Source organism: Tabrizicola piscis, from assembly GCF_003940805.1.
Taxonomy (GTDB): domain Bacteria; phylum Pseudomonadota; class Alphaproteobacteria; order Rhodobacterales; family Rhodobacteraceae; genus Tabrizicola; species Tabrizicola piscis.
The window spans coordinates 155,065-177,320 of sequence record NZ_CP034328.1 but is presented as its reverse complement, the minus strand read 5'-3'; the positions used below and the strand labels follow the sequence as shown (position 1 = coordinate 177,320).

24 protein-coding genes and 1 tRNA gene are annotated in these 22,256 nt (G+C 65.0%); 16 read left to right on the top strand and 9 right to left on the bottom strand.

The window, feature by feature from the left end; genetic code table 11:
• Positions 1–37: 37 nt before the first annotated feature.
• Positions 38–970 (bottom strand): nucleoside hydrolase, encoded by a 933-nt coding sequence (locus EI545_RS00820; RefSeq protein WP_125323700.1) that lies wholly within the window; start codon positions 968–970, stop codon positions 38–40.
• Positions 971–1,062: 92 nt separating this feature from the next.
• On the opposite strand from EI545_RS00820, the gene EI545_RS00815 reads away from it, so the two are divergent.
• Positions 1,063–2,088, top strand: a complete 1,026-nt coding sequence (locus tag EI545_RS00815) for a beta propeller repeat protein (RefSeq protein ID WP_216842472.1) — start codon at positions 1,063–1,065, stop codon at positions 2,086–2,088.
• 202 nt (positions 2,089–2,290) lie between these two features.
• Here EI545_RS00815 and EI545_RS00810 read toward each other — a convergent pair whose 3' ends face one another.
• Together EI545_RS00810 and mazG are read right to left on the bottom strand one after the other, a co-directional pair.
• Positions 2,291–3,289 (bottom strand): Fe(3+) ABC transporter substrate-binding protein, encoded by a 999-nt coding sequence (locus EI545_RS00810; protein ID WP_125323698.1) that lies wholly within the window; start codon positions 3,287–3,289, stop codon positions 2,291–2,293.
• A 191-nt stretch (positions 3,290–3,480) separates the two neighbouring features.
• Complete coding sequence (gene mazG / locus EI545_RS00805) at positions 3,481–4,293, bottom strand: nucleoside triphosphate pyrophosphohydrolase (protein ID WP_125323697.1); 813 nt, start codon at positions 4,291–4,293, stop codon at positions 3,481–3,483.
• Between the two features lie 154 nt (positions 4,294–4,447).
• On the opposite strand from mazG, the gene EI545_RS00800 reads away from it, so the two are divergent.
• The 8 genes from EI545_RS00800 (at position 4,448) to EI545_RS00765 (ending at position 12,203) form a co-directional block, all read left to right on the top strand.
• A complete protein-coding gene (locus EI545_RS00800) occupies positions 4,448–5,611 on the top strand; it encodes a M20 aminoacylase family protein (RefSeq protein WP_125323696.1) in 1,164 nt (387 codons plus the stop codon).
• A 17-nt stretch (positions 5,612–5,628) separates the two neighbouring features.
• The gene (locus tag EI545_RS00795) at positions 5,629–6,033 is read left to right on the top strand and encodes a DUF6636 domain-containing protein (RefSeq protein WP_125323695.1); all 405 of its coding nucleotides are present in this window, start codon (positions 5,629–5,631) and stop codon (positions 6,031–6,033) included.
• Positions 6,034–6,232: 199 nt separating this feature from the next.
• Positions 6,233–7,639, top strand: coding sequence for an aminotransferase (locus tag EI545_RS00790; RefSeq protein WP_125323694.1), 1,407 nt, complete (start codon positions 6,233–6,235; stop codon positions 7,637–7,639).
• A gap of 145 nt (positions 7,640–7,784) precedes the next feature.
• Positions 7,785–8,750, top strand: a complete 966-nt coding sequence (gene speB, locus EI545_RS00785; protein WP_125323693.1) for an agmatinase — start codon at positions 7,785–7,787, stop codon at positions 8,748–8,750.
• An 11-nt stretch (positions 8,751–8,761) separates the two neighbouring features.
• On the top strand, positions 8,762–9,184 hold the full coding sequence (locus EI545_RS00780) for a DUF1499 domain-containing protein (RefSeq protein WP_125323692.1): 423 nt from the start codon (positions 8,762–8,764) through the stop codon (positions 9,182–9,184).
• 94 nt (positions 9,185–9,278) lie between these two features.
• Positions 9,279–10,334 (top strand): peptide chain release factor 1, encoded by a 1,056-nt coding sequence (prfA, locus tag EI545_RS00775; protein WP_125323691.1) that lies wholly within the window; start codon positions 9,279–9,281, stop codon positions 10,332–10,334.
• Positions 10,331–11,188 (top strand): peptide chain release factor N(5)-glutamine methyltransferase, encoded by an 858-nt coding sequence (prmC, locus tag EI545_RS00770; protein ID WP_125323690.1) that lies wholly within the window; start codon positions 10,331–10,333, stop codon positions 11,186–11,188. The genes prfA and prmC overlap by 4 nt, the downstream gene beginning before the upstream one ends.
• 181 nt (positions 11,189–11,369) lie before the next feature.
• On the top strand, positions 11,370–12,203 hold the full coding sequence (locus EI545_RS00765; RefSeq protein ID WP_125323689.1) for a DUF4167 domain-containing protein: 834 nt from the start codon (positions 11,370–11,372) through the stop codon (positions 12,201–12,203).
• 135 nt (positions 12,204–12,338) lie between these two features.
• Here the strand turns inward: EI545_RS00765 and EI545_RS00760 are convergent.
• A tRNA-Asn gene (locus EI545_RS00760) sits at positions 12,339–12,413 on the bottom strand.
• A gap of 69 nt (positions 12,414–12,482) precedes the next feature.
• Positions 12,483–13,352: an MBL fold metallo-hydrolase gene (locus EI545_RS00755; protein WP_125323688.1), complete on the bottom strand. Its 870-nt coding sequence runs from the start codon at positions 13,350–13,352 to the stop codon at positions 12,483–12,485.
• A 59-nt stretch (positions 13,353–13,411) separates the two neighbouring features.
• Here EI545_RS00755 and EI545_RS00750 point away from each other — a divergent pair, with 59 nt between their 5' ends.
• Entirely contained in the window at positions 13,412–14,725 is a 1,314-nt protein-coding gene (locus EI545_RS00750) for an ATP-binding protein (RefSeq protein ID WP_125323687.1), read from the top strand.
• A 3-nt stretch (positions 14,726–14,728) separates the two neighbouring features.
• Here EI545_RS00750 and EI545_RS00745 read toward each other — a convergent pair whose 3' ends face one another.
• Positions 14,729–15,217, bottom strand: a complete 489-nt coding sequence (locus EI545_RS00745; RefSeq protein ID WP_164517170.1) for a CAP domain-containing protein — start codon at positions 15,215–15,217, stop codon at positions 14,729–14,731.
• Positions 15,218–15,448: 231 nt separating this feature from the next.
• Here EI545_RS00745 and EI545_RS00740 point away from each other — a divergent pair, with 231 nt between their 5' ends.
• From EI545_RS00740 to EI545_RS00715, 6 genes are all read left to right on the top strand, one after another.
• A complete protein-coding gene (locus tag EI545_RS00740) occupies positions 15,449–16,087 on the top strand; it encodes a CDP-alcohol phosphatidyltransferase family protein (RefSeq protein WP_125323685.1) in 639 nt (212 codons plus the stop codon).
• 135 nt (positions 16,088–16,222) lie between these two features.
• Positions 16,223–16,855, top strand: a complete 633-nt coding sequence (locus tag EI545_RS00735; RefSeq protein WP_125323684.1) for an ATP-dependent Clp protease proteolytic subunit — start codon at positions 16,223–16,225, stop codon at positions 16,853–16,855.
• Positions 16,856–16,987: 132 nt separating this feature from the next.
• The gene (gene clpX, locus EI545_RS00730; protein ID WP_125323683.1) at positions 16,988–18,250 is read left to right on the top strand and encodes an ATP-dependent Clp protease ATP-binding subunit ClpX; all 1,263 of its coding nucleotides are present in this window, start codon (positions 16,988–16,990) and stop codon (positions 18,248–18,250) included.
• Positions 18,251–18,401: 151 nt separating this feature from the next.
• Positions 18,402–18,776, top strand: coding sequence for an NADH:ubiquinone oxidoreductase subunit NDUFA12 (locus tag EI545_RS00725; RefSeq protein WP_125323681.1), 375 nt, complete (start codon positions 18,402–18,404; stop codon positions 18,774–18,776).
• Complete coding sequence (gene mlaD, locus EI545_RS00720; RefSeq protein WP_125323679.1) at positions 18,776–19,246, top strand: outer membrane lipid asymmetry maintenance protein MlaD; 471 nt, start codon at positions 18,776–18,778, stop codon at positions 19,244–19,246. The genes EI545_RS00725 and mlaD overlap by 1 nt, the downstream gene beginning before the upstream one ends.
• A complete protein-coding gene (locus tag EI545_RS00715) occupies positions 19,243–19,629 on the top strand; it encodes a DUF2155 domain-containing protein (RefSeq protein WP_125323677.1) in 387 nt (128 codons plus the stop codon). Before mlaD ends, EI545_RS00715 begins: the two co-directional genes overlap by 4 nt.
• On the opposite strand, the gene aat is transcribed toward EI545_RS00715, so the two are convergent.
• The 3 genes from aat to accB all read right to left on the bottom strand — a co-directional run bounded on the left by aat (position 19,563) and on the right by accB (position 22,136).
• A complete protein-coding gene (gene aat, locus EI545_RS00710) occupies positions 19,563–20,174 on the bottom strand; it encodes a leucyl/phenylalanyl-tRNA--protein transferase (RefSeq protein ID WP_245990386.1) in 612 nt (203 codons plus the stop codon). The genes EI545_RS00715 and aat overlap by 67 nt on opposite strands.
• Before the next feature lie 125 nt (positions 20,175–20,299).
• Positions 20,300–21,649: an acetyl-CoA carboxylase biotin carboxylase subunit gene (gene accC, locus EI545_RS00705; protein ID WP_125323673.1), complete on the bottom strand. Its 1,350-nt coding sequence runs from the start codon at positions 21,647–21,649 to the stop codon at positions 20,300–20,302.
• A 4-nt stretch (positions 21,650–21,653) separates the two neighbouring features.
• Positions 21,654–22,136, bottom strand: coding sequence for an acetyl-CoA carboxylase biotin carboxyl carrier protein (gene accB / locus EI545_RS00700; protein WP_125323671.1), 483 nt, complete (start codon positions 22,134–22,136; stop codon positions 21,654–21,656).
• Between the last annotated feature and the right edge of the window lie 120 nt (positions 22,137–22,256).

Here is a 22,256-nt window from a genome sequence, read left to right as displayed (position 1 = left end):
AAAAAAGGTTGTCAGAATTAGAACTACTTGTCCGCCCTCACAACCTCCCCAACCGCTCCGTCAGCAGCCGGTAGAACCCGTCGCGGTCCACTCCCCCCATGAACATCGCGTTGGGCGTGCGGTCTGTCACGCGCCACCAGTCGGCGACGGTCATGCCGAGGGTGAGGGGGCTTGCGGTCTCGATCTCCACGTTGATGTGGCGGCCGTGGAAGAGGGCGGGCTCCAGAAGGTAGGCGATCACGCAGGGGTCGTGCAGGGGGGCGCCCTCACTGCCGTATTTCGCGGTGTCGAAGCGTTCGAAGAAATCAGTCCAGGCGGCGACGGCCTGGCCGACGGGGGTGCCGAGGCTGCGCATCCCCTCCACCCAGGCGCGGGAGGTGAGGGCCTTGTGGGTGACGTCCAGCGGCATCACCACAAGCGGCGCGCCGGATTTGAACACGATATCAGCGGCTTCGGGGTCAACGTAGATGTTGAACTCGGCCGCGGGGGTGATGTTGCCGCCTTCAAAACAGCCGCCGCCCATCAGCACAATCTCGGCCACGCGGGGGATGATGTCGGGGGCGCGGGCGAAGGCGGTGGCGATGTTGGTGAGGGGCCCTAGGGGGCAGAGGGTGATGGTTCCGGCCGGATGGGCGCGGAGGGTTTCGATGATGTGGTCGACGGCGTGCTGGGGGTGGAGCGGCTGGGTCGGGTCGGGGAGGGGGATGCCGTCAAGGCCGGTCTTGCCGTGGACATGTTCGGCGGTGACGAGTTTGCGGGTCAGGGGGGCCGCGCAGCCGGCGTGGACGGGGGTGTGCTTGCCGGCGAGTTCGACGATCTGGCGGGCGTTCCGTTCGGTCAGGTGCAGGGGCACGTTGCCGGCGACGGCGGTGAGGGAGAGCACCTCAAGCTCAGGGCTGGCGAGGGCGAGGAGGATGGCGACGGCGTCGTCCTGGCCGGGGTCGGTGTCGATGATGATCTTGCGGGGCATTGCGGACTCCTTTGCGCGGAAGGTGGCGCGGACGGGGGGGATTTGTCCAGAGGACGGTTCGGGGTAGGATGGGGGAAACACGGGAGGGTGCGATGGAGATACTGGTCGGGACGACGAAGGGTCTGTTCGTGCTGGACGGGGGGCGGGTGGCGGGGCCGTATTGCGAGGGGTGGCCGATCAACCACGCAGTGGGGCGCGGGGGGGATATCTGGGCGGCTGGTGGCGGGAAGTGGGAAGGGGCCGGGGTCTGGCGGCGGGTAGGCGGGGACTGGGCCTTGTCGCAGGGGCCGTTTCCGGGGGCGGAGCAGCTGTGGTCGGTCTGTCTGGACGGCGGGCGGGTGCTGGCGGGGTCAAAGCCGGCCTATCTGTTTGAGAGCCTGGATGGCGGTGCGTCGTGGCAGCGGCTGGATGCACTGACCGATCAGCCGGGGGCGGACCAGTGGCAGCCGGGGGCGGCGGGGCTGACGCTGCACACGATCCTGTGCGACGGGCGCGGGGGCGTGTGGGTCGGCATCTCGGCCGCCGGGGTGTTTGAAAGCCGGGACGGGGGCAAGTCCTGGGCGATGCGGAACCGCAGGGGCAACCGCGCGGGACCGGCCGGAGCGCTGGCGCGGGTCTGGGAGGGCGAGGAGTTCCGGCGCGAGGATGAGATCTTCAGCTGCGTCCACAATCTGGCGTTCGGGGCGGCAGAGGGGCTGATTTACATGCAGAACCATCAGGGCGTCTACCGGTCCCGCGATGCGGGGGCGGTGTGGGAGGAGGTGACCGAGGGGTTGCCGTCGACCTTCGGGTTTCCGGTTGCGGCGCATCCGTCGAAGCCGGGGACGTTCTGGGTGTTTCCGCTGAATGGGGATTCTCTGGGGCGCTATCCGGTGGATGGCAGGGCGCTGGTCTGGAAAACCACGGATGGCGGCGAGAGTTGGGCGGGGAAGGGCAAGGGGCTGCCGGAACGGGACTGCTTTTTCACTGTGCTGCGGCAGGGGATGGCGGCCTCGGCCGACGGGGTGGCGTTCGGGACGAATTCGGGGTCGGTCTTCCTGTCCGGGGATGAGGGCGAGAGTTGGGAGGAGATCGCGCGGCATCTGCCGACCGTGCTGTCGGTGGAGTTCATGCGGTGAGATGAGCTTGCGCGGCTGAGGTGGCAGCGTTCTGGAGTCCGGTCGGTGGCTGGAGCGCTCGCCCACATCAGTCCGCTTGAATGATGGGCCGTGTTCAAACAGGCCCCAAATGGCCGTTCTGCAATCGGCGATGCCCCCCGAAAACCACGAACCCCGACCTGCGGGCCGGGGTTCGGGTCGTCAGACGGGGAGCAACCGTCGATCAGCCGTCGAAGTTCACCGTTTCCATGATCTTGACGGCGGCAGCCCGTGCAGCGGCGATGTCGGCGAGGGAGGTGGGGTCGGGCGTGTAGTCACCCCAGCCGGCCACGAGGGCCGAGCGTTCGACGCCGGGCTTTACCGGATATTCGTGGTTGGTTTCGGCATAGATCTTCTGGGCGGCATCCGAGGACAGCCATTCCATGAATTTCAGCGCGTTTTCCTTGTTCGGGGCGGATTTGGTCATGGCCACGCCCGAGATGTTGAGGTGGGTGCCGCCATTTTCAAATGTCGGGAAGACGATGTTGACGCTTTCCGCCGCAGGAACCTGTTCTGGGTCTGCCAGCATCTGGCCCATGTAATAGGTGTTGCCGAGGGCGATGTCACATTCGCCGGCAGCGATGGCCTTGACCTGATCGCGGTCGCCGCCATCGGGTTTGCGGGCGAGGTTGGCCTTCAAGCCTTCGGCCCAGGCGGTGGCGGCCTCTTCCCCGTGATGGACGATGACGGCACCGAGGAGGGCGACGTTATAGTCGTGCAGGCCCGAACGGGTGCAGATGCGGCCGCGCCACTTTTCCGAGGCGAGGTCTTCGTAGGTCGTCACTTCGCCCGGGGCCACGCGGTCCTTGGAGGCATAGACGATGCGGGCGCGTGAGGTGAGGCCGAACCAGTGGTCAGCCGGATCGCGCAGCGCTTCCGGGATGTTGGCTTCCAGCACATCGGACTGGACGGGTTGGGTCACGTCGGCGTCCACGATCTGCATCAGGCGGGCGATGTCGACGGTCAGCACCAGATCGGCGGGGGAGCGGTCACCTTCGGCCTGCAGGCGTTCGGCCATGCCCTTGTCGACAAAGGCCACGTTGACCGCGATGCCGGTTTCCGCTGTGAAGGCATCGACGAGGGGCTGGATCAGCTCGGGCTGGCGGTGGGAGTAGACATTGATTTCCTGCGCCAGCAGCGGCGTCGTGCAGGCAAGAAGGGCGAGGGTCGAGAGGCGCAGCATGGCTGACTCCTTTTGTCGGGTTTATGGGGCGCTTAAACCCGAGTGTTTTACTTTGGTCAAGAGGCCGAGCGATTTTGTCGGCAATTTGCCACAGGGCTTCCGTTGCCGAAGTCTTTGGGGTGCCCCCCCACCCCATCCCTCCCCCACGAGGGGGGAGGGAGGTGCAGGGTGGTCCGGTGTCGGTCATTTGGTCAGCCCTTGGCGGCCTTCTCCTCGGCCTTGGCGCGGTTCCAGAGGTGGTCCATCTCCTCCAGATCGCTGTCGGCAGGGGTCTTGCCGGTTTCGGCCAGCCAATCCTCGATCCGGGCAAAGCGGCGGGTGAATTTCTGGCTGGCGGCGCGCAGGGCGGCTTCAGGATCGACTTTCAGGTGACGGGCAAGGTTGGCCATGACGAAGAGCAGGTCGCCCACCTCCTCGGTCAGTTCGGTGTGGGACAAGGTGTCGCGGGCCTCGACCACCTCGCGCGCTTCTTCGGTGAGTTTGTCGAGGACTTCGCCGGTCGTCGGCCAGTCAAAGCCGACACGGGCGGCCCGATTCTGCAGCTTGACCGCGCGGGTGAGCGCAGGCAGCGCGAGGGCGATGCCATCGAGGGTGCGGGCGGCCCCCCGTTCGCGGGCCTTCTGCGCCTCCCAGTCGCGGGTTTGCTGGTCGGCGGTCTTGTCGCGCGACTCGGTGCCGAACACATGCGGGTGGCGGGCGACCATCTTGTCAGAAATGGCAGCGACGACATCGGCAAACGTGAAATGCCCAGCCTCGGCGGCCATTTGCGCGTGGTAGACGGTCTGGAACAACAGGTCGCCAAGTTCGAGGCGCAGGTCGTCCCAGTCCTGCCGGTTGATCGCGTCGGCCACCTCATAGGCTTCCTCAAGCGTATAGGGGGCGATGGTGGCGAAGGTTTGCTGGATATCCCAGGGGCAGCCTGTGGCGGGGTCGCGCAAGCGGGCCATGATGGAGAGCAGACGGTCGATGCCGTCATCGCGGAGGGGGGTGTTGTCGTTGGTCATGCGGCCCCGGCTGGTTTGGGATGGCGCACCCTAGCGGCCAAGGCGGGGCGATGGCCAGCCCCGGGCGCGGGCAATCGTTTCGGCGATTGCGGGCGGCGGCGTTTTGCGGTCTGATCAAATTTCATGCACAAGTTTGCGACAGAGGATGAAAGCCATGCCCGTTCTGAACCGAATTGCCTCATACGCCGAGGAGATGAAGGGCTGGCGGCGGCATCTGCACATGCACCCGGAGCTGGCGTTTGACTGCCATGAGACGGCGGCCTTCATCGCGGACCGGCTGCGCGAGATCGGGGTGGACGAGATCCACACGGGCATTGCCAAGACCGGGATCGTGGCGCTGATCAAGGGGCAGGGCGACGGTCCGACCATCGGCCTGCGCGCCGATATGGACGCGCTGCCGATCGAGGAGATGACCGGGGCGCCGCATGCCAGCACGGTGAAGGGCAAGATGCATGCCTGCGGACATGACGGGCATGTCACGATGCTGCTGGGGGCGGCGAAATATCTGGCGGAGACGCGGAATTTTGCGGGCACCGTGGCGCTGATCTTCCAGCCGGCGGAGGAGGATGGCGGTGGCGGTCAGGTCATGGTGCAGGAGGGGATCATGGACCGGTTCGGCATCGGGCAGGTCTACGGCATCCACAATGCGCCGAACGTGGCGTTTGGGCATTTCACCACGACTCCCGGGCCCTTGATGGCATCGGTCGATACGGCTTTTGTCTATATCACCGGCAAGGGCGGGCATGGGGCCACGCCGCATGAATGTGTCGACCCGGTGGTCGCGGTGGTGGGCATGGTGCAGGCGATCCAGACCATCATCCCGCGCAACGTCTATGCGCTGGAAGAGGCGGTGATTTCGGTCACGCAGATCCACACGGGCACGGCCAGCAACATCATTCCGGAGGAGGCGATGTTCTGCGCCACGATCCGCTGCTTCAAGCCGGATGTGCGGGCGCTGCTGAAAAAGCGGTTTCACGAGATCGTGGAGGGCCATGCCACAGCCTATGGCGTGACGGCGCGGGTGGATTATGACTGGGGCTATCCGGCCACGATCAACCATGAGGATGAAACGGATTTCGCCGCCGCTGTCGCGCGCGATGTGGTGGGGCCGGACGCGGTGGATGCCCGCGCCAACCGCGAGATGGGGTCGGAGGATTTTTCCTATATGCTGGAGGCGCGACCGGGCGCATATTTGTTCCTGGGCACCGGGCCCGGGGCGGGGCTTCATCATGCAGCCTATGATTTCAATGACGAGGCAGCCCCGGTCGGGGCGAGTTTCTTTGCAAGGCTGGTTGAGCGGGCACAACCCGTGGGGTGATTTCAGCGGGGTTTATCATGCGGTTATGGGGCGTTCTTCTGGTGGTTATGGCCGGCCCGGCGGCGGCGGATGAGTATCTGACCTTTCAATCGCCGACCGGCAACATCCATTGCGGGCTGTATCAGTGGGATGGGCAGGCGTCGGTACGCTGCGATCTGATGAATCTGGTGCCGACGTACACCCGCGCTCCGGTCGGGTGTGAGCTTGACTGGGGCAGCGCGTTCGGGCTGGACAAGCGGGGCAAGGGCTATCTGGCCTGCGTTGGCGATGCGGTCGCGGACCCGGACAACCCGGTGCTTGGCTATGGCGAGGCGGTGTCGCTGGGCGGCATTTCCTGCGTCTCGGCGGAGACGGGAATGACCTGTTCGAACGCCGAAGGCCATGGGTTCCAGATCGCCCGGGCGAAGCAGCGCTTGTACTGAATTGGCTCTGGCGGGGTTTGTCTCTGGATCGGAGACGAATCGTTTTCAATCTCAACGCCCAGCCGATTTCGCGGGTAATCTACACGTTGCCACCACATCTTGCCTGACCCCAACCTGTAGCGGCACCCCATTGGGTGAAGTCGGGGTGGAAACGGATTGTCAAACTGCTAACTTTGCATGGGTAAAGTTGGAGTAACCAATGCCGTCAGTGCTTGCCTTGAACACACCCTCGCCCGCAGACCTGTGGGCGATGGACCGGGAGCATGCTTTGCATCCCTGGACCCAGTTCGGCACGTTCGAGCGGGAGGGTGCGCTGGTCATCTCCAAGGGCGAAGGCTGCTGGCTTTGGGATGCCGACGGTCGCCGTTACTTTGACTCGGTCGGTGGGCTTTGGTGCACCAACATCGGCCTTGGTCGGCGCGAGATGGCGCTGGCGATGGCGGATCAGGCCGAACGGCTGGCGTTTTCCAACACCTTCGTGGACATGACCAACGAACCGTCGGCCCGGCTGGCGGCGAAGCTGGCCGAACTGACACCGGGCGATCTGAACCGCGTGCACTTCACCACGGGCGGATCGACAGCGGTGGACAGCGCCGCGCGGATGGTGGGCTTTTACCAGCACGCGATGGGCCGCCCGAAGAAGCAGGGCATTGTGGCGCGGGATCATTCCTACCACGGGTCGACCTACCTGTCGCAATCCATCGGCAAGCGTCCGGGCGACCGGGTGGAGGAGTTTCGCTACAAGACCGACGGGATCTGGCACTTGTCGGTGCCGAACCCCTATCGCCGCCCGGCCAAGATGACCGAGGCGGCCTTTTGCGACTGGTTGATCGCCGAGTTCGAGGCGCTGATCGCCAAGGTGGGCGCCGACCGGATCGGCGGTTTCATCGCCGAGCCGATTCAGGCCAGCGGCGGGGTGATCGTCCCGCCAGAGGGTTATCTGAAGCGGATGTGGGAGGTGTGCCAACGCCACGACATCCTGTTCATCGCCGACGAGGTGGTGACCTCCTTCGGGCGGCTGGGCCACTGGTTCGCCTCATGGGATGAATTCGGCGTGCAGCCTGACATCATCTGCACCGCCAAGGGGCTGACCTCGGGCTATGTGCCGATGGGGGCGGTGCTGTTTTCCGACCGGATCTGGGACGTGATGGCCGAGGGCGGGGCGCGCTGGTTCAGCAGTGGCTATACCTATGCCGGGCATCCCGTGGCGTCGGCGGTGGCGCTGAAGAACATCGAGATCATGGAGCGTGAGGACCTTCTTGGCAACGCAACCAAGGTCGGGGCCTATTTCGAGGCGCGGATGAAGGAGTTGGCGGCGATGCCGCTGGTCGGGGATGTGCGTGGCAAGAAGCTGATGGTCTGCGTGGAAAACGTGGCCGACAAGGAGACCAAGGCCGTGCTTCCCGATGAGGCGAACGAAAGCAAGCGCATCTCGAACGCGGCCGAGGCGATGGGCTTGATGGTGCGCCCGATGGGGCATCTGAACGTGATGTCGCCGCCATTGGTCATCACTGAAGCGCAGGCGGATTTCGTGGCCGAGGTGCTGGAGCGCGCGATCCGGCAGGTCACGGACGAGTTGGTGCGCGAAGGGTTCAAGCTGGGCTGAGCCTTGGCTTGACACGCCGTGGCTTGACGAGCCTTGGCTTGACACGCGTTGGCTTGACTTGGGCGGGCGGGTCCTTACACCTGCCACCTGACGGATTTGCGCGGTCTCCGGTCCCTGAACGATAGCGCCTGCGAGGGAGGCCCGGATGGCCCTGGAAGATGCCAAAAGCGAAGTCGATACCGCCTTCACCCGCAAGGGGCTGCGCGGTTATGCCTTTGAAAACGCGTTCGGGGGGGCGACGAGTTTTCTGCGGCGGACCTATACCAAGGATCTGGCCGGGGTTGATCTGGCGATCACCGGGGTGCCGTTCGATCAGGCCGTGACGCATCGCACCGGTACGCGCTTTGGGCCCCGCGCGATCCGCGAGGCATCGGCGCTGATGCCCTATGATCCGCCCTATGGCTGGCCCACCAACCCGCTGGAGGAGATGAGCATCATCGACTACGGCGATTGCGCCTTCGATTATGCCAAGGTGTCGGACTTCCCCGACACGCTGACCGCCCATATCCGGGGCATTCTGGCCGCCGGAGCGGGGACGGTGGTGCTGGGTGGTGATCACTACATCACCTATCCCATCCTGAAGGCCTATGCCGAAAAGTTCGGCCCGCTGGGGGTGATCCATTTCGATGCGCATTCGGACCTTTGGCCGGATGACGATCTGACGCGGATCGACCATGGCACCATGCTGTATAAGGCGGTCAAGACCGGGATCGTGGACCCGGCCCGGTCGGTCCAGATCGGGATCCGGACGACGACCGAGGATTATCTGGGCGTCCATGTCATCGACGCGCGCGAGGTGCATGAAAAGGGCGTCGCGGCGGCGGTGGCCAAGGCCAAGGACATCGTGGGCGACAAGCCGACCTATGTGACCTTCGACATCGACTGCCTTGACCCTTCGGCCGCGCCCGGCACCGGCACGCCGGTCTGGGGCGGGCTGCACAGCTGGCAGGCCGCCGCCGCCTTGCGCGATCTGGCGGGGATCAACATGGTCGGCGGCGATATCGTCGAGGTGTCGCCCCCCTATGACACCACCGGGGCCACCGCGATTGCCGGGGCGCATGTCGCCTATGAGCTGATCTGCCTCTACCACTGGGCCAGGACGCAAAGGTGAGGGGCAGCAGAATGGGATGGGTCATCGCTCTGGCGCTGGTCGCGGTCATCGGGTTCGCGGCCTATGTCCGGCTTGCGCCCAGCGACCCCGCGCGCTGGCATGTGCCGCCCATGGCCGAGGGCGCCTGGGATGACGTGCAGGCGGGGCAGGGGTCGGCCAGCCTGCGCCTGTCGCAGGCCGTGGGCGCTCCGGCGGATCTTCTGGCCCGTCTGGATGCCGTCGCACTGGCCACGCCGCGGACCATCCGGCTGGCGGGAACGGTGGCCGAGGGGCGGATCACCTGGGTCACGCGCAGCGCGCTTTGGGGCTTTCCCGATTACACCACTGCCGAGGTTCGGGACGACGGGCTTTATGTCTACGCCAGACTGCGCTTTGGCGGCGCGGACATGGGCGTGAACGCAGCGCGCCTGCGGGACTGGCTGGAGCAGCTTTAGTCTTTCTCTTCCCCAAATATCCCGGGGTCCGGGGCAGCGCCCCGGGGGTCGGCCCCCTTGACCGGCCAGCCGTAAAGCGCCAAACCCCCTGCCCATGGTTCCGTTAGACAAACTTGCCCAGATCACCCAGCGGTTCGAGTTTCTCGAAGCGCAGCTGCATGCCGGTTCTGCCCCGTCGGAAATTGCGCGGATCAGCAAGGAATATTCCAGCCTGAAGCCCGTCGCCGACGAGATCGCAGCCTATCGCCAGGCCCTGACCGCTCTGGCCGAGGCCGAGGCGATGCTGTCAGACCCCGAGATGAAGGCGCTGGCGGAAGAGGAAATCCCGCAGCTACGTGCCCGCATTCCGGAAATGGAGCAGGCGCTGCGGCTGGCCTTGCTGCCGAAGGACGCCGCCGATGGACGGCCGGCCATTGTGGAAATCCGCCCGGGTACGGGGGGCGACGAGGCCAGCCTGTTTGCCGCCGATCTTGCCCGGATGTACCAGCGCCATGCGGAAAAGATGGGCTGGCGCTGGGAAGTGCTTGAGGAACAGACGACAGACCTTGGCGGTCTCAAGGAACTGGTCGCGCTGGTGTCTGGTGACGGCGTGTTTGCCCGGCTGAAGTATGAATCCGGCGTTCACCGGGTGCAGCGGGTCCCGGAAACCGAAGCTCAGGGCCGGGTGCACACATCGGCCGCGACAGTTGCCGTCCTGCCCGAGGCGGAGGCCGTGGATATCGACATTCCGGCCAGCGACATCCGGATCGATACGATGCGATCCTCGGGCGCGGGGGGGCAGCATGTGAACACGACGGATTCGGCTGTGCGGATCACGCATATTCCGACTGGCACTGTCGTGACCTCGTCGGAAAAGTCGCAGCACCGCAACAAGGAAATCGCGATGCAGGTCCTGCGCTCGCGGCTGTACGAGGCGGAACGGGAGCGGGTGCATTCCGCCCGCGCGGCGGACCGGAAGTCGCAGGTCGGCTCGGGCGACCGGAGCGAGCGGATCAGGACCTACAACTTCCCGCAAGGGCGGATGACGGATCACCGGATCAACCTGACGCTTTACGCGTTGCCGCAGATCATGGCCGGTGACCTGACCGAGATCATCGATGCGCTGACGGCGCAGGATCAGGCCGAAAAGCTGGCCGAGATGGAAGGATGACCGCGCAAGCGGCGCTGGTGGCGGCGGTGGCGCGGCTGGAGGCGGCGGGCATCGACGGGCCAGGGCGCGACGCGCGCGTGCTGCTGGCGCATGCGCTGGGGGTCGGGGCGGACCGGCTGACGCTGCATCTGCAGGATGCGATGACTGCGGCCCAAGGCGCGGCCTATGAGGCGGCGCTTGTCGCGCGCATCGCGCGGCAACCGGTCGCGCAGATCATTGGCCAGAGGCTGTTCTGGGGGCTGTCCTTTCGGGTCACGCCCGACACGCTGGACCCAAGGCCCGAGACGGAAACGCTGGTGGCCGCGGCGCTGGAGCGGCCATTCCTGAAAGTCCTGGACCTTGGCACTGGCACAGGGTGCATCCTGTTGTCCTGCCTGAAGGGCATGCCGATGGCGCGGGGGGTTGGGGTTGACGCCTCGCCCGCAGCGCTTGACGTGGCAGCGGTCAATGCGCGCGATCTTGGGCTGGCTGACCGGGCACGGTTTCTGGTGTCGGACTGGTTTTCCGCCGTGTCGGGGGCTTTCGATCTGATCGTGTCGAACCCGCCCTATATCGCGGCAGAGGAGATGGCAGCCCTTGCCCCCGAAGTGCGCGACTGGGAACCGCTTCTGGCGCTGACGCCGGGCGGCGATGGTCTTGACGCTTACCGAGCGATTGCCCGGGGCGCAGGCGCGCGGTTGATGCCGGGGGGGCGGATCCTGCTGGAGATCGGACCGACGCAAGGGGCGGCAGTCGCTGGGCTGCTGGCTGCGGCGGGGCTTTGCGAGGTTCGGGTTCTGCCGGACATGGACGGGCGTGACCGGGTTGTCGCGGCGGTAAAGCCGGGGCCGGAAGATGCCTGCGGCTGTGCCTGAAACGCGCGGATTCCCACTAATCCGTGCAAATTCTGCTTGTCAGCACCGGGACCTTGTGGTTATTGACTTTGGCGCAGGTAGGGGTTGACCCCGGCCTAACGCATATACCAGCCCCTGCGCGACCAAGCCTTGCTGCCCGGATAGGGGCGGCGGCCGCAGGCCAAAGCCATCAAAGGACAAGATGCGCTCTTCGAAGAAACGCTCGCGTTCCAGCCAGAACCGCCCGCGCACCCTTGGCAACATCATCAACCGCGTCTTTGACTCCTCGGGTCCCGAGGGCAAAGTGCGTGGCACGCCGCAGCAGATCATCGAAAAGTACCAGATGCTCGCCCGCGACGCGCAGTTGTCGAATGATCGGGTGGCGGCGGAAAACTTCCTGCAACATGCCGAGCATTATACCCGGATGCTGGCCGAAGCCACGCGTGAGATGGCTGCCGAACAGGAAGCCCGGCAGCAGCAGTTCCAGGCGCATGGTGGACAAGGTGGTGGGCAGAACGGTGGCCAAGGTGCCGGGCAGCAAGGCGGCCAGAACGGTGGGCAGAACGGTGGGCAGCAGGCTGGCGGCTACGGTGGCCAGGGTGGCCAGCCGCAGCGCAATGACCGCCAGCCCGACCGGAACGATCGCCAGCCGGACCGGAATGACCGTGCCGATCGCGGTGACCGCCCCGACCGTGGCGAACGCCGTCAGGAATTCACCCGCGACTACCGCGAAGATCGCGACTATGCCGCGATGGAGCAGCCCTCGGTCCCCGATGTGATCGACCTTGACGCAGGGGACGACACCGGCCTGATCGACACGCCGGAATCCGTGGTCAAGCCCGTCAGCAAGCCCGCCGCGCGCCCCCGGGCCGAGGACCGGTCGCAAGACCGGGCAGAGGCTGCACCTGCCGCTGAGGCCCCCCGCGACCCGGCCCAAGCGCGGGACGACCGCGCCCCCCGCCGCGCCCGCAGCCCCCGCAAGCCGAAGGCAGAGGGCAAGCCGGAAGGCGAGCCGCCAAAGGAAGCGGCAGAGTAGGCCGACCCGGTCAGATCGAAACAAACAGGGCCACCCAAGCGGTGGCCCTTTTTCATTTGTGCGGAAGGTTCGGGGTCAGGGCGATCCCCGCAAATGCCAAAAGGGCCCGACGCCGAGGCGTCAGGCCCTTTGATTTGGCTCCGGCGGTAGGGATCGAACCTACGACCAATTGATTAACAGTCAACTGCTCTACCGCTGAGCTACGCCGGAACACGGGGGCCGTATAGCAAGCCCGTCTGGGGGCGTAAAGGGGCAAACGCCGGGAAAATGCCGGGGATGTCAAAGGCGGGAGAAGCGGGCCTCTGGGTGCAGGGCGGGTTCGGCGGAAACCTCGTTTCTGGCGGCAAGATCAATGAGATGGGCAAGGACGTTGCGTTCCGCTGCGGGCAAGAGGGCTTGAGGGATGTCGTGATAGATCCGGCGGGTGAGGGGGGCGATGTGGTCGGGGGTTTGGCCAAGCTCGGCCAGGATCGCCGCTTCCCGCGTCAGGCGGTGGGCGATGAGTTCGGCAAGGCGCGCGGCTGGATCTTCGACCGGGGCGCCGTGGCCCGGCAGGAAGCGCGTCCAGGCGGTGTCCTGCAGGCGGCGGAGCGAGGCCATGTAGTCAGCCATGTCGCCATCCGGGGGGGCCACGATGCTGGTGGCCCAGCCCATCACATGATCGCCGGAAAACAGCGTCTGGCCAAGGGCGAGGCAGAGGTGCCCGCCAAGGTGGCCGGGGGTGTGCAGGGCAGTGAGGTCCCAGTCGGGTCCGGCAAGGCGGTCTCCCTCGGCCAGCAGGGCCGTGGGGTGGAAGGCGAGGTCCAGCCCCTCGCCCGTCGTTGGCAGATGCGGGGCGAGGGCGGTCATCTGCGGGCTGCGGCCGGCGTGGGCGGGGCCAAAGGCCAGAATGGGCGCGCCTGTCAGGGCGGCAAGGCGGGGGGCGAGGGCGGAGTGGTCGCGGTGGGCGTGGGTCACTAGGATATGCGACAGGCGCTGGCCGGGGCCGAGGGCGGCAAGGATCGCCTCCATGTGGTCGGGCAGGTCAGGGCCGGGGTCGATGACGGCGATGTCGGTGGCACCAACGAGGTATGTGTTGGTGCCCGTCCCGGTCAGGGGCGAGGGGTTGGCGGCCCTAAGGCAGCGCAGAGGCGGGTCGCTGCTGGTCATGCGCGCGCGGGGCAGGGCGCCCTTCCCATGCAGGGCCGGGGCGGATAGTGTCGCGGGCGATGTCGATCTTGCAACGTCTTCTTCCCCGAAGTCTGTACGGCCGCGCGGCGCTGATCCTGATCGTGCCGGTGGTGACGATCCAATTGGTCGTGTCCACCGCCTTCATCCAGCGCCACTATGAAGGCGTGACCCGGCAGATGACGCAAGGGGTAGTGATCGACCTTGGCTATCTTCTGGCGGAAATCGAGGCCGCCCCGACGGCTGAGGCGGCGCGGGCTGCCGTGCTTGGGGTCGCCGAGGCGCTGGAGATCACGCTGACGCTGCCAGCGGAGGCGGATGCACCGCTGACGGACCGGATCGGGCCATTGGACCTGTCCGGCCGGGTGATCGTGGAGACGCTGCACATCCAGTTGCCCGCGCTGAAGGCTGCGGATGTGACGGATGAAGAGCGGGTGGTCAACTTGCGCTTTGCCACGCGGCATGGGGATTTGCAGGCGGAGCTGAGCCGGCGGCGGATGTCGGCGACCAATCCGCACCAGTTGCTGGTGCTGATGATCTTCACCTCGATCCTGATGACGGTGATCGCCTACATGTTCCTGCGCAATCAGCTGCGGCCCATCACCAAGCTGGCGCGGGCGGCTGAAGATTTCGGCAAGGGGCGCACGGTTCCCTACCGGCCACGCGGCGCGCAGGAAGTGCGGGCGGCGGGGCGCGCGTTTCTGGACATGCGGGCCCGGATCGACCGGCAGATCGAACAGCGCACGCTGATGCTGTCGGGGGTCAGCCATGATCTGCGTACTCCGCTCACACGGCTGCGGCTTGGGTTGTCGCTGATGCCGGATGACCCGGAAACTGCTGCCTTGCAGACCGATGTCATGCAGATGGAGCGGATGGTTGATGAATTTCTGGCCTTCGTGCGCGGCGATGCGATGGAGGGGTCAGAGCTGACGGATGCGGTAGCACTTGTGGGCGGCGTCGTCGCTCGGGCGGGTGACGGCGCGCGGCTGGCCGGAGTTTCGGGCAAGGCCGAACCGGTGGAGATGCGGCCACAGGCGGTGGAGCGGGCGGTGCAGAACCTTGTGTCGAACGCGCAGCGCTTTGGCACGGTCATCGAAGTGCGGCTGGAGTTTCTGGACCGCAGCCTGCGCATCAGCGTTGAAGACAACGGCCCCGGCATCCCCGAAGACCGGCGCGAGGAGGCGCTGCGGCCCTTCACGCGGCTTGACCAGTCGCGCGATCCGAACCGGGGGGGCGGGGTCGGGCTTGGCCTGTCGATTGCGGCAGACATCGCCCTTAGCCACGGTGGCACGTTGCGCCTGTCGCAGTCGGAACGGCTGGGGGGGTTGCGGGCGGATCTGATGATTGCCCGCTAGGCGTTACTTTGACGCGCCAACGACCAGAATCCAGTGCAACTTGTTGTCCGGCGCGGGGCTGACAGCGATGCCGATGCCCACTTCCTTGGCTTTGCGCAGCAGGATGTTGTCGCGGTGCTTGGAGGAATTCATCCACCACTGTACGGCGCGCGCGCCCGAGGCGAAGCCGCGCCCGGTATTCTCGGCGGCGGTGCGAAAGCTGTAGCCAGCGCGGCGCAGGCGGTTCTTCAGCGTGCCGCCGTCGGACGAGACATGGCTAATGGACATGCGTTTGGCATTGTCGCAGGCGTGGCCCTGGGCGGCCTTGTCCAGCTTGTTCGACAACCGCAGCGGTGCCAGACCGTTGGCGCGGCGTTCGGCGTTCAGGTGGGACAGAACCTCGGCCTGCATCGCGCTGGCGTTGCCCGGAACCGTGCAGGCGATGGCAGGTGCGGCAAGGCTGACGGCAAGGCTGGTGGCAAGCGCGGTCAGGGTGGTGCGAAGGTCCATCATACTCTCCCTAAGGGGGTGCGGTGGTTCAGTGATTCCATGGCAGTGCGGCTGGAATCTGGCGCAAAGGTGTGGAAGTCGTGAAAAGCAACGGATCGTCGGGCGGGGCTGACGAATTCGGGCCGGGTCGGGGATTGGTCCGGGCTGGGGCGGCTGCATGTCAAAGCCGTCTTTGAAACGTGACTTTGCTTACCGCCCAAGCGCGGCGAATATGCTGGAAACTGTGAGGGCTGGATGCTGGATGGGCTGATCCGCGGGGTGATAGACCCCCCGATGAACCGAGGCGGGCGCTGGCTTGCCGCGCGGGGCGCATCTGCCAATGCCGTCACGCTGACGGGCCTTGGGTTCGGGCTGGTGGCGGCGGGGATGCTTGCCTTCGGGAAGTCGGGGCTTTTGGTCGTGCTGCCGCTTTTGGCCAGCCGTCTGGCCGACGGGCTGGACGGCGCGGTGGCGCGCGCTTCGGGCAAGACGGATTTCGGCGGATACCTGGACATCGTCTGTGATTTCGCTTTCTACGCGGCTATTCCCCTGGCCTTCGTGCTGCGCGATCCGATGACCAACGGGGCGGCAGGGGGATTTCTGCTGCTGAGCTTCTATGTGAACGGCGCGACGTTCCTTGGGTATGCCATACTCGCCGCGAAGAACGGAATGGAGACATCCTCGCGTGGCGAAAAGTCGCTCTACTTCACGGCGGGACTGCTGGAGGGCAGCGAGACGATCGCGTTCTTTTTGTTGATCGTGCTGGTGCCGGGCGCTTTTGTCGCAGCGGCGTGGATTTTCGGTGGGCTTTGCCTGGTGACGGCGCTGGCGCGGGTGCTCCTCGCATGGCGCGTCTTTGGCCGGGGCGGGGCGGCCGGCTGGCCCCGCAAGTGATGTGGGGGGTATGGAGACCCGGCAACGCCCGGCAGGGAATTCGACCCGCCCGCCCTTGCAGCCCCCGTTCCGCCCTACTAAGACTCTGGCAATACTCCGGCGATATTCCTCGCGAGATACCGAAGGCAGGCACCGATGCGCGATCCCGTTGACCACTACATGAACACCCTTGTCCCGATGGTGGTCGAACAGACCAGCCGGGGCGAACGCGCCTATGATATCTTCAGCCGCATGCTGAAGGAACGGATCATCTTCCTTGGCGGCCCGGTCCATGACGGCATGTCCAGCCTGATCTGCGCGCAGCTGCTGTTCCTTGAATCGGAAAACCCGAGCAAGGAAATCAGCATGTATATCAACAGCCCCGGTGGCGTGGTGACGTCTGGCCTGTCGATCTATGACACGATGCAGTACATCAAGCCGAAGGTCAGCACGCTGGTGATCGGGCAGGCGGCCTCGATGGGGTCGCTCCTGCTGACGGCCGGGCATCCGGGGATGCGGTTTAGCTTGCCCAACAGCCGGGTGATGGTGCACCAGCCCAGCGGTGGCTATCAGGGCCAGGCGACGGACATCATGATCCACGCCCGTGAAACCGAAAAGCTGAAGCGCCGCTTGAACGAGATTTACGTCAAGCACACTGGCAATACCTATGAAACGGTTGAAGCCGCGCTGGAACGGGACAACTTCATGTCGGCTGAAGACGCCAAGGAATGGGGTCTGATCGACAGCATCCTGGAAAGCCGCGGCAAGGCGGAAGACACCGCCTCGTAAGGCAAGATCCCGGCGGGAAACCCGCCGGGTTTTTCGGATTGTGGTGACTTGGGGCTTGGCTTAGAGTTTCAGGTCAGGGACCCGGACGGCGCGACCGGGGACAGGTCAGTGAACGCGCCTAGAGGACTGCGGATGGCGAACAATTCCGGCGGCGACAGCAAGAACACGCTTTACTGCTCGTTTTGCGGTAAAAGCCAGCATGAGGTGCGCAAGCTGATCGCAGGGCCAACGGTCTTTATCTGCGACGAATGCGTCGAACTGTGCATGGACATCATCCGCGAGGAGACGAAGACCACGGGTCTCAAGTCCTCGGACGGGGTGCCGACGCCGCGGGAAATCTGCAAGGTGCTGGACGACTATGTGATCGGCCAGATCCATGCCAAGCGGGTTCTCAGCGTCGCGGTGCACAACCACTACAAGCGGCTGAACCACACGTCGAAGACGGATATCGAACTGTCGAAGTCGAACATCCTGCTGATCGGCCCTACCGGTTGCGGCAAGACCCTGCTGGCGCAGACGCTGGCCCGCATCCTGGACGTGCCCTTCACGATGGCGGATGCGACCACGCTGACCGAAGCGGGCTATGTGGGCGAAGATGTTGAAAACATCATCCTCAAGCTTTTGCAGGCGTCGGAATACAATGTCGAACGCGCGCAGCGCGGGATCGTTTATATCGACGAGGTCGACAAGATCACGCGGAAGTCGGACAACCCTTCGATCACCCGCGATGTCTCGGGTGAGGGCGTGCAGCAGGCACTGCTGAAGATCATGGAAGGCACTGTCGCTTCTGTGCCGCCGCAGGGGGGCCGCAAGCATCCGCAGCAGGAATTCCTTCAGGTGGATACGACGAACATCTTGTTCATCTGCGGCGGGGCTTTCGCAGGTCTGGAAAAGATCATCGCGCAGCGCAACAAGGGGTCGGGCATCGGCTTTGGCGCGGATGTGAAGGGACCGGAAGAGCGGTCGGTTGGTGAGCTTTTCAAAGAGCTTGAGCCGGAAGACCTTCTGAAATTCGGTCTGATCCCGGAATTCGTTGGCCGTCTGCCGGTGATCGCCACCCTGACCGATCTGGATGAGGCCGCGCTGGTCACCATCCTGACCGAACCGAAGAACGCGCTGGTCAAGCAGTACCAGCGTCTGTTCGAGATTGAGGGCGTCAAGCTGACCTTCACCCCCGACGCCATGGTCGCCATCGCCAAGCGCGCGATCAAGCGCAAGACCGGCGCGCGGGGCCTGCGGTCGATCATGGAAGATATCCTCTTGGATACCATGTTCGAACTGCCGGGCATGGACGGGGTTGAGGAAGTTGTGGTCAAGGACGAAGCGGTGACCAATGGCGCCAAGCCGATGCTGGTCTACACCGAGACCAAGAAGAAAGAACCTGTAAAGGCCTAAGCGCCTGAAAGCATGACCATGAAGGGCGGGCCAATGGCTCGCCCTTTTGTGTGGCGGACAATGGCGCTGGATTGCCGCTTTGACGTGCTTGGCCCTAGACCTTGGCAGGGGTTTCGGCCATATGGAATGAAACGAAACCGGAGGCCCGCCGATGTATTTCCTCAAGCGCATGTTGACCTGGTGGAACACCCAGACGCTGGGCACCCAGATCTTCACCGCGCGCAAGGGCGTGAAGGTCGGCGCGGACTCGGCCGGGAACACATTCTTCCAGACCCGCGACGGCAAGCGGCGCTGGGTGATCTTCAACGGTGAGATGGAAGCCTCACGCGTGTCGCCGGACTGGCACGGCTGGCTGCATCACACCTGGGATCAGCCGCCGACCGAAGCGCCGTTGAAGAAGAAGGCTTGGGAAAAACCGCATCAAGAGAACCTGACCGGCACTCCGGCCGCCTATGCGCCGCCCGGGTCTATCCGCCGCGATGATCCCGTCCAGCGCCGGGATTACGAGGCGTGGCAGCCCGAGTGATGGCGTATGAACGGGCAGAAGTGGCGACAGGCGCCGCAGTCTTGGCCGTGGCCATCGGCTTTGCGGTCTATGCGGCGCAAGGGTCGGGTGTGCTGGGCGAAGCGGAAAGCTATCCGCTGACGGCAAGTTTCCGGTCGATCGAGGGGATCGGCGTGGGGTCGGATGTGCGGCTTGCAGGGGTGAAGGTGGGCACGGTCACTGACCTGACGCTGAACCCCGGCACCTTCTTTGCCGATGCCGAGATCAGCATGCGCAACGATGTGCAGTTGCCGGTGGATTCCACAATTCTCGTGTCTTCCGAAGGGCTTCTGGGGGGCAATTTTATCGAGGTTCTTCCCGGTGGAGCCTTGGAAAACCTGGAGCCCGGCGCCGAGATCGAGGATACTCAGGGCGCGGTCAGCCTGATCAACCTGCTGTTGAAGTTCGTCGGTGGCGGCGATGCGGCAGCCAGCGACCCTGCGGCACCATGAAGGCGGTCTGGCTGGCAGTTGGCCTGCTGGTCGCCAGCGCGGCCTCGGCGCAGGACTATGCCGAATCCGACGGGGCCATGCTGCGCTTTCTGGACAAGCTGACCAGCGTGACGGGCGATGTGACGCTGAGCCGGGGGCAGGCGGCGCAGTTCGGTCGGCTCGTGGTGCGGTTGGACAGCTGTCGCTATCCGGTGGGCAATCCGGCCTCGGACGCCAGTGCGCATTTGACCATTCTGGATGATGCCACCCAGACCGATTTGTTCAATGGCTGGATGCTGGCCTCTTCCCCGGCGCTGTCGGCGCTGGATCATCCGCGCTATGACGTCTGGGTGTTGTCCTGCATTCTGCCGGAAGCCGCCACGGAAGCGGTCGAGGGCGAATAGCCGGCCGGGAAGAACTGTGCCGGGGCAGCAAGAGCTGCCGCCAGTCGGCGGTGATAGTCCGCCCGCGTGATTTCCACGGCACCAAGGCTGGCCAGATGGGGTGTCAGGAACTGCGTGTCGAACAGCCGGAACCCCCCGGCGCGCAGGCGGTGCACCGTATGGGCAAGGGCGATCTTTGATGCGTTGGTGACGCTGGAGAACATGCTTTCGCCAAAGAACGCGCCGCCAAGGCAGACGCCATAGACGCCGCCCACAAGGTCTTGGCCTGCGCGCACTTCGATGCTGTGGGCAAAGCCACGGCGGTGTAACTGGCCGTAAAGCCGCTGGATGCGGTGGCTGATCCACGTCTCCTCACGCCCGGCGCAGGCGGTGACGACAGCTTCGAAATCGGTGTCAACGGTGACGATCAGCGGGGTTTGCCGCAGGGCGCGCCCCAGGGACCGAGAGATGCGGAAGCCGTCCAGCGGCATGATCCCCCGGCGGCGCGGATCAACCCAGTGGATTTCGGGGTCATCCCGCCCCTCGGCCATTGGGAAAATGCCCATGGCATAGGCCTGCAGCAGGGTTTCTGGGTCCAGAGGGTCGGCCACGACAAAATCCTTCGAAGGATTTTGCAAAAGTTTTCGAAAACTTTTGCGGCGAGGCGCCGGTCAGGGCGCCTCATCCTGTTTTACTGGCCGAATTGAACCGCCAGCCACTTTTCCAGCCAGTGGATATTGTATTCGCCGTTCTGGATTTCCGGCTCTGCCAGCAGCATGTGAAACAGCGGCACCGAGCTGTCGACACCGTCGATGATCAACTCACCCAGCGCGCGCTTCAGGCGGGCGAGCGCTTCGGGCCGGTCGCGGCCATGGACGATCAGCTTGCCGATCAGGCTGTCGTAATAGGGCGGGATCGAATAACCGCCATAAAGCGCGGAATCCATCCGCACGCCAAGCCCGCCGGGGGCGTGGAAGGTGCGGACCTTGCCCGGGCAGGGGGCGAAGTTCGGCAGCTTTTCCGCGTTGATCCGAACCTCGATGGAGTGGCCGTTGATCTCAAGCTCATCCTGGGTGAAGGACATGCCCATGCCAGCTGCCACGCGGATCTGTTCGCGCACGAGGTCGACGCCAAAGATGTATTCGGTGACTGGGTGTTCGACCTGCAGGCGGGTGTTCATTTCGATGAAGTAGAAGTTGCCGTCTTCATACAGAAACTCCACCGTGCCGGCGCCGATGTAGTTGATCTTGGCCACGGCATTGGCGCAGATGGCACCGATTTCGGCGCGCATCTTTGGGGTGATCGCGGGGCCGGGGGCTTCTTCGAACACTTTCTGGTGGCGGCGCTGCAGGCTGCAGTCGCGTTCGCCAAGGTGGACGGCGCGGCCCTTGCCGTCGCCGAAGACCTGAATTTCGATATGCCGAGGTTTTTGCAGGTATTTCTCGATATAGACTTCGTCATTGCCGAAGGCGTTCTTCGCCTCGGACCGGGCGGTGCGGAAGGCCATTTCCAGCTCGGCCGCGTTCTGCGCGACCTTCATGCCGCGCCCGCCGCCGCCGGCGGTGGCCTTGATGATGACGGGAAAGCCGATCTCTTCTGCCGCCTTCTTCGCGATGTCGAAATCTGCAACGCCGCCTTCCGACCCCGGCACCACGGGAATCCCCAAGGCCTTGGCGGTTTCCTTGGCGGTGATCTTGTCGCCCATGATGCGGATATGTTCCGCGCTTGGGCCGATGAAGGTCAGGCCGTGGTCTTCCAGCGCCTGGGCGAAGCTGGCGTTTTCGGACAGGAAGCCATAGCCCGGATGCACCGCCTGCGCGCCGGTGATTTCACAGGCGCTGATGATCGCCGCCTTGTTCAGATAGCTTTCCGAACTGGGCGCAGGGCCGATGCAGACGGATTCATCTGCCATCCGCACATGCATGGCATCCGTGTCAGCGGTGGAGTGGACGGCGACCGATTTGATCCCCATCTCGCGGCAGGCGCGGATGACGCGGAGGGCGATTTCGCCGCGGTTGGCGATCAGGATTTTCTCGAACATGGGCTTACTCGATGATCATCAGCGGCGCGCCGTATTCGACGGGCGACCCATCCTCGACCAAGATGCGCTTGACCACGCCCGATTTCGGGGCGGGGATGTGGTTCATCGTCTTCATCGCCTCGATGATCAGCACCGTCTGGCCGGCGCTGACCGTGGCGCCAATGGTAACGAAAGCGGCGGCACCCGGTTCGGGCGAGAGGTAGATGGTGCCGACCATGGGCGAGGTGACGGCGCCCGGATGCTGGGCTGGGTCTTCGGGGGCGGCCGGGGCGGGGGCTGCGGCGGATGCCGCGGGCGCGTGGTAGACCGGGGCAGGGGCTGCGGCGGTCACTGTCACGACATTGGCTTGCTTGACCACGCGGACCTCAAGGCTGTCATCCTCGCCATACTCACGCTTGACGGAAAGTTCCGTCAGGTCGTTCTTGTTGAGAAGTTCGGCCAGTGCCGAGATGAAGGCCACATCGGTGTCGGTCGTCTGCTTGCTCATGCCGTCCTCTGTTTTTCTGGTCGGTGCCGCGTTTGGCGCCTGCGTGCGGAAGGTGCCCCGCACTGTGGTGTGGGGCGCTTATACGCGAGGGGGGCGGGCCTGAAAAGCCGCGAAAGCGGT

Bases quoted from the DNA above. Each gene is read 5' to 3' on its own strand.
- EI545_RS00750 (WP_125323687.1), top strand. From the start codon at position 13,412: ATGTCGATCTTGCAACGTCTTCTTCCCCGAAGTCTGTACGGCCGCGCG.
- speB (WP_125323693.1), top strand. From the start codon at position 7,785: ATGGCCCTGGAAGATGCCAAAAGCGAAGTCGATACCGCCTTCACCCGC.
- EI545_RS00790 (WP_125323694.1), top strand. From the start codon at position 6,233: ATGCCGTCAGTGCTTGCCTTGAACACACCCTCGCCCGCAGACCTGTGG.
- EI545_RS00715 (WP_125323677.1), top strand. From the start codon at position 19,243: ATGAAGGCGGTCTGGCTGGCAGTTGGCCTGCTGGTCGCCAGCGCGGCC.
- EI545_RS00745 (WP_164517170.1), bottom strand. From the start codon at position 15,217: ATGATGGACCTTCGCACCACCCTGACCGCGCTTGCCACCAGCCTTGCC.
- accB (WP_125323671.1), bottom strand. From the start codon at position 22,136: ATGAGCAAGCAGACGACCGACACCGATGTGGCCTTCATCTCGGCACTG.
- prfA (WP_125323691.1), top strand. From the start codon at position 9,279: ATGGTTCCGTTAGACAAACTTGCCCAGATCACCCAGCGGTTCGAGTTT.
- EI545_RS00810 (WP_125323698.1), bottom strand. From the start codon at position 3,289: ATGCTGCGCCTCTCGACCCTCGCCCTTCTTGCCTGCACGACGCCGCTG.
- EI545_RS00780 (WP_125323692.1), top strand. From the start codon at position 8,762: ATGGGATGGGTCATCGCTCTGGCGCTGGTCGCGGTCATCGGGTTCGCG.
- clpX (WP_125323683.1), top strand. From the start codon at position 16,988: ATGGCGAACAATTCCGGCGGCGACAGCAAGAACACGCTTTACTGCTCG.
- EI545_RS00740 (WP_125323685.1), top strand. From the start codon at position 15,449: ATGCTGGATGGGCTGATCCGCGGGGTGATAGACCCCCCGATGAACCGA.
- prmC (WP_125323690.1), top strand. From the start codon at position 10,331: ATGACCGCGCAAGCGGCGCTGGTGGCGGCGGTGGCGCGGCTGGAGGCG.
- EI545_RS00800 (WP_125323696.1), top strand. From the start codon at position 4,448: ATGCCCGTTCTGAACCGAATTGCCTCATACGCCGAGGAGATGAAGGGC.
- EI545_RS00765 (WP_125323689.1), top strand. From the start codon at position 11,370: ATGCGCTCTTCGAAGAAACGCTCGCGTTCCAGCCAGAACCGCCCGCGC.
- EI545_RS00725 (WP_125323681.1), top strand. From the start codon at position 18,402: ATGTATTTCCTCAAGCGCATGTTGACCTGGTGGAACACCCAGACGCTG.
- EI545_RS00755 (WP_125323688.1), bottom strand. From the start codon at position 13,352: ATGACCAGCAGCGACCCGCCTCTGCGCTGCCTTAGGGCCGCCAACCCC.
- EI545_RS00735 (WP_125323684.1), top strand. From the start codon at position 16,223: ATGCGCGATCCCGTTGACCACTACATGAACACCCTTGTCCCGATGGTG.
- EI545_RS00815 (WP_216842472.1), top strand. From the start codon at position 1,063: ATGGAGATACTGGTCGGGACGACGAAGGGTCTGTTCGTGCTGGACGGG.
- EI545_RS00820 (WP_125323700.1), bottom strand. From the start codon at position 970: ATGCCCCGCAAGATCATCATCGACACCGACCCCGGCCAGGACGACGCC.
- mlaD (WP_125323679.1), top strand. From the start codon at position 18,776: ATGGCGTATGAACGGGCAGAAGTGGCGACAGGCGCCGCAGTCTTGGCC.
- accC (WP_125323673.1), bottom strand. From the start codon at position 21,649: ATGTTCGAGAAAATCCTGATCGCCAACCGCGGCGAAATCGCCCTCCGC.
- aat (WP_245990386.1), bottom strand. From the start codon at position 20,174: ATGGGCATTTTCCCAATGGCCGAGGGGCGGGATGACCCCGAAATCCAC.
- mazG (WP_125323697.1), bottom strand. From the start codon at position 4,293: ATGACCAACGACAACACCCCCCTCCGCGATGACGGCATCGACCGTCTG.
- EI545_RS00795 (WP_125323695.1), top strand. From the start codon at position 5,629: ATGCGGTTATGGGGCGTTCTTCTGGTGGTTATGGCCGGCCCGGCGGCG.